We start from the raw sequence: 5,140 nt of genomic DNA, 5'->3' as shown, positions 1-5,140 counted from the left end.
GAAAATCTCTGGTGCGTAGAATGCGCGCCACTTCGACGGGGAACGGCAGAGGCCGCTGACGGAGTTGAGATGTTGACAAAAACTTTGCAAAAAGCGGTTGACATCGAATGAGGATGACGTAGAATGCGCATCCCGCTTGAGACAGGGTCTGAAGCGAAGTTCTTTAACAATTTGCAACAAGACAATCTGTGTGGGCACTCGTTAAGAGTGTCAACCTAGAAATTCATAGAAACAGCAATGTTTCGACCAGTATTTAATTGAAGAGTTTGATCATGGCTCAGATTGAACGCTGGCGGCAGGCCTAACACATGCAAGTCGAACGGTAGCACAGAGGAGCTTGCTCCTTGGGTGACGAGTGGCGGACGGGTGAGTAATGCTTAGGGATCTGCCTCTTGGTGGGGGACAACAGTTGGAAACGACTGCTAATACCGCATGATGCCTACGGGCCAAAGGGGGCTTCGGCTCTCGCCAGGAGATGAACCTAAGTGAGATTAGCTTGTTGGTGAGGTAAAGGCTCACCAAGGCGACGATCTCTAGCTGGTCTGAGAGGATGACCAGCCACACTGGGACTGAGACACGGCCCAGACTCCTACGGGAGGCAGCAGTGGGGAATATTGGACAATGGGCGCAAGCCTGATCCAGCCATGCCGCGTGTGTGAAGAAGGCCTTCGGGTTGTAAAGCACTTTCAGTGGTGAGGAAAGTTTAACGGTTAATACCCGTTAGATGTGACGTTAACCACAGAAGAAGCACCGGCTAACTCCGTGCCAGCAGCCGCGGTAATACGGAGGGTGCGAGCGTTAATCGGAATTACTGGGCGTAAAGCGCACGCAGGCGGTCTGATAAGCGAGATGTGAAAGCCCCGGGCTCAACCTGGGAACTGCATTTCGAACTGTCAGACTAGAGTTTTGGAGAGGGGAGTGGAATTCCAGGTGTAGCGGTGAAATGCGTAGAGATCTGGAGGAACATCAGTGGCGAAGGCGGCTCCCTGGCCAATAACTGACGCTCATGTGCGAAAGTGTGGGTAGCGAACAGGATTAGATACCCTGGTAGTCCACACCGTAAACGATGTCTACTAGCTGTGTGTGCCTTTAAGGCGTGCGTAGCGCAGTTAACGCGATAAGTAGACCGCCTGGGGAGTACGGCCGCAAGGTTAAAACTCAAATGAATTGACGGGGGCCCGCACAAGCGGTGGAGCATGTGGTTTAATTCGAAGCAACGCGAAGAACCTTACCTACTCTTGACATCCAGAAAACTTAGCAGAGATGCTTTGGTGCCTTCGGGAATTCTGAGACAGGTGCTGCATGGCTGTCGTCAGCTCGTGTCGTGAGATGTTGGGTTAAGTCCCGCAACGAGCGCAACCCTTGTCCTTAGTTGCCAGCATTAAGTTGGGCACTTTAAGGAGACTGCCGGTGACAAACCGGAGGAAGGTGGGGACGACGTCAAGTCATCATGGCCCTTACGAGTAGGGCTACACACGTGCTACAATGGTAAGTACAGAGGGAAGCGAGATCGCGAGATGGAGCGGATCCCTTAAAGCTTATCGTAGTCCGGATTGGAGTCTGCAACTCGACTCCATGAAGTCGGAATCGCTAGTAATCGCAGGTCAGAATACTGCGGTGAATACGTTCCCGGGCCTTGTACACACCGCCCGTCACACCATGGGAGTGGGATGCAAAAGAAGTAGCTAGTCTAACCTTCGGGAGGACGGTTACCACTTTGTGTTTCATGACTGGGGTGAAGTCGTAACAAGGTAACCGTAGGGGAACCTGCGGTTGGATCACCTCCTTACGCAAAAGTTGAACCTTGACGACGTGTCCACACAGATTGTTTTGTTGTAATTGAAGAACGAGCGAATGGGTCTGTAGCTCAGCTGGTTAGAGCGCACCCCTGATAAGGGTGAGGTCGGTAGTTCAAGTCTACTCAGACCCACCAATATACTGGGGCTATAGCTCAGCTGGGAGAGCGCCTGCCTTGCACGCAGGAGGTCAGCGGTTCGATCCCGCTTAGCTCCACCATTACTTAGGGTGATGGGGAAACGGAAAGCCGAATAACGCTAATGAATAGGCACTTGAAAAGTGTTTGATTGATTAGCGTTTTTTAAACGCTAAATATGTTCTTTAACAATTTGGACAAGCTGATAAAAGTAATCTACTGAGTAGTGTTTTAGAACTGCTCTATTTGATACACCTAGTCACGCATACAAGAGCAGACATTCTGTCTCAGGATATATCATAAAAGGGTATTCTGGGTTGTATGGTTAAGTGACTAAGCGTACACGGTGGATGCCTAGGCAATCAGAGGCGATGAAGGACGTGTAAGTCTGCGATAAGCCTGGATGAGGTGACAAAACCCGTTATAGTCCAGGATTTCCGAATGGGGCAACCCACCTCTACGAGGTATCATTACGTGAATACATAGCGTAATGAGGCAAACCCGGGGAACTGAAACATCTAAGTACCCGGAGGAAAAGAAATCAACCGAGATTCCCCTAGTAGCGGCGAGCGAACGGGGAGTAGCCGATAGATTATGTTGTAGCAGAAGCGTATGGAAAGGCGCACGATACAGGGTGATAGTCCCGTATGTGAAGCAGCATAGTTTACATATTAAGTAGGTCGGGACACGTGTTATCTTGACTGAAGATGGGGGGACCATCCTCCAAGGCTAAATACTCCTGATTGACCGATAGTGAACCAGTACCGTGAGGGAAAGGCGAAAAGAACCCCGGCGAGGGGAGTGAAATAGAACCTGAAACCGTGTACGTACAAGCAGTGGGAGCCCTTCGAGGGTGACTGCGTACCTTTTGTATAATGGGTCAGCGACTTATATTCTGTAGCGAGGTTAACCGCATAGGGGAGCCGTAGCGAAAGCGAGTCTTAACTGGGCGCTTAGTTGCAGGGTATAGACCCGAAACCCGGTGATCTAGCCATGGGCAGGTTGAAGGTTGAGTAACATCAACTGGAGGACCGAACCCACGCCTGTTGAAAAAGGCGGGGATGACCTGTGGCTGGGGGTGAAAGGCCAATCAAACCGGGAGATAGCTGGTTCTCCCCGAAAGCTATTTAGGTAGCGCCTCGGACGAATACCACAGGGGGTAGAGCACTGTTTGGGCTAGGGGGTCATCCCGACTTACCAACCCCATGCAAACTCCGAATACCTGTGAGTACTATCCGGGAGACACACGGCGGGTGCTAACGTCCGTCGTGAAGAGGGACACAACCCAGACCGCCAGCTAAGGTCCCTAAATATCACTAAGTGGGAAACGAAGTGGGAAGGCTAAGACAGCTAGGAGGTTGGCTTAGAAGCAGCCACCCTTTAAAGAAAGCGTAATAGCTCACTAGTCGAGTCGGCCTGCGCGGAAGATGTAACGGGGCTAAGTGATATACCGAAGCTGCGGCAGCATACTAGTTATGCTGGGTAGGGGAGCGTTGTGTAAGTCTGTGAAGGTGGATTGAGAAGTCTGCTGGAGATATCACAAGTGCGAATGCTGACATGAGTAACGATAATGGGGGTGAAAAACCCCCACGCCGAAAGACCAAGGTTTCCTGTCCCATGCTAATCAGGGCAGGGTAAGTCGGCCCCTAAGGCGAGGCAGAAATGCGTAGTCGATGGGAAACGGGTTAATATTCCCGTACTTATATAATCAGTGATGGAGGGACGGAGAAGGCTATGCAGGCGTGGCGTTGGTTGTCCACGTGAAAGTGTGTAGGGAGTGATGTTAGGCAAATCCGGCATCATAATCCTGAGACACGAGACGAGCCACTACGGTGGTGAAGTTGCAGATGCCCTGCTTCCAGGAAAAGCTTCTAAACTTATGATTATGTAAACCGTACCCCAAACCGACACAGGTGGTCAGGTAGAGAATACTAAGGCGCTTGAGAGAACTCGGGTGAAGGAACTCGGCAAAATAGTACCGTAACTTCGGGAGAAGGTACGCCCCTGGACGTGAAGGACTTGCTCCGTAAGCGTCTGGGGGTCGCAGTGACCAGGTGGCTGGGACTGTTTATTAAAAACACAGCACTCTGCAAACTCGAAAGAGGACGTATAGGGTGTGACACCTGCCCGGTGCCGGAAGGTTAATTGATGGGGTTAGCGCAAGCGAAGCTCTTGATCGAAGCCCCGGTAAACGGCGGCCGTAACTATAACGGTCCTAAGGTAGCGAAATTCCTTGTCGGGTAAGTTCCGACCTGCACGAATGGTGTAACCATGGCCACGCTGTCTCCACCCGAGACTCAGTGAAATTGAAATCGCTGTGAAGATGCAGTGTACCCGCACCTAGACGGAAAGACCCCGTGAACCTTTACTACAGCTTGGCACTGAACATTGAACCTACTTGTGTAGGATAGGTGGGAGGCTTTGAAGCGCGGACGCCAGTTCGTGTGGAGCCGTCCTTGAAATACCACCCTGGTATGTTTGATGTTCTAACGTAGGTCCCTCATCGGGATTGCGGACAGTGTCTGGTGGGTAGTTTGACTGGGGCGGTCTCCTCCCAAAGAGTAACGGAGGAGCACGAAGGTTAGCTAATCACGGTCGGACATCGTGAGGTTAGTGCAATGGCATAAGCTAGCTTAACTGCGAGACAGACACGTCGAGCAGGTACGAAAGTAGGTCATAGTGATCCGGTGGTTCTGTATGGAAGGGCCATCGCTCAACGGATAAAAGGTACTCCGGGGATAACAGGCTGATACCGCCCAAGAGTTCATATCGACGGCGGTGTTTGGCACCTCGATGTCGGCTCATCACATCCTGGGGCTGAAGTCGGTCCCAAGGGTATGGCTGTTCGCCATTTAAAGTGGTACGCGAGCTGGGTTTAGAACGTCGTGAGACAGTTCGGTCCCTATCTGGTGTGGGCGTTGGATGATTGAGAGGGGCTGCTCCTAGTACGAGAGGACCGGAGTGGACGAACCGCTGGTGTTCGGGTTGTGATGCCAATCGCATTGCCCGGTAGCTACGTTCGGAATCGATAACCGCTGAAAGCATCTAAGCGGGAAGCGAGCCTCGAGATGAGTCATCCCTAGGACTTTAAGTCCTCTAAAGGGTCGTTGAAGACCACGACGTTGATAGGCAGGGTGTGGAAGCGTTGTAAGGCGTTAAGCTAACCTGTACTAATTGCCCGTGAGGCTTAACCATACAACCCAGAAT

2 tRNA genes and 2 rRNA genes are annotated in these 5,140 nt (G+C 51.6%); all 4 read left to right on the top strand.

The window, feature by feature from the left end:
* Positions 1 to 254 precede the first annotated feature (254 nt).
* The 4 genes from TK45_RS16150 to TK45_RS16135 all read left to right on the top strand — a co-directional run bounded on the left by TK45_RS16150 (position 255) and on the right by TK45_RS16135 (position 5,128).
* Positions 255 to 1,789 (top strand): 16S ribosomal RNA (locus TK45_RS16150).
* Positions 1,790 to 1,856: 67 nt separating this feature from the next.
* Positions 1,857 to 1,933: transfer RNA gene (locus TK45_RS16145), tRNA-Ile, on the top strand.
* Positions 1,934 to 1,940: 7 nt separating this feature from the next.
* Positions 1,941 to 2,016: transfer RNA gene (locus TK45_RS16140), tRNA-Ala, on the top strand.
* Positions 2,017 to 2,256: 240 nt separating this feature from the next.
* A 23S ribosomal RNA gene (locus TK45_RS16135) occupies positions 2,257 to 5,128 on the top strand.
* The 16S and 23S rRNA genes sit together here with 2 tRNA genes alongside, the layout of an rRNA operon.
* Positions 5,129 to 5,140: the final 12 nt, after the last annotated feature.

Source organism: Bowmanella sp. JS7-9 (genome assembly GCF_004329715.1).
Taxonomy (GTDB): domain Bacteria; phylum Pseudomonadota; class Gammaproteobacteria; order Enterobacterales; family Alteromonadaceae; genus Pseudobowmanella; species Pseudobowmanella zhangzhouensis.
Note: the sequence above shows the minus strand (reverse complement) of the source record. Positions and strands in the feature narration are given on the sequence as shown.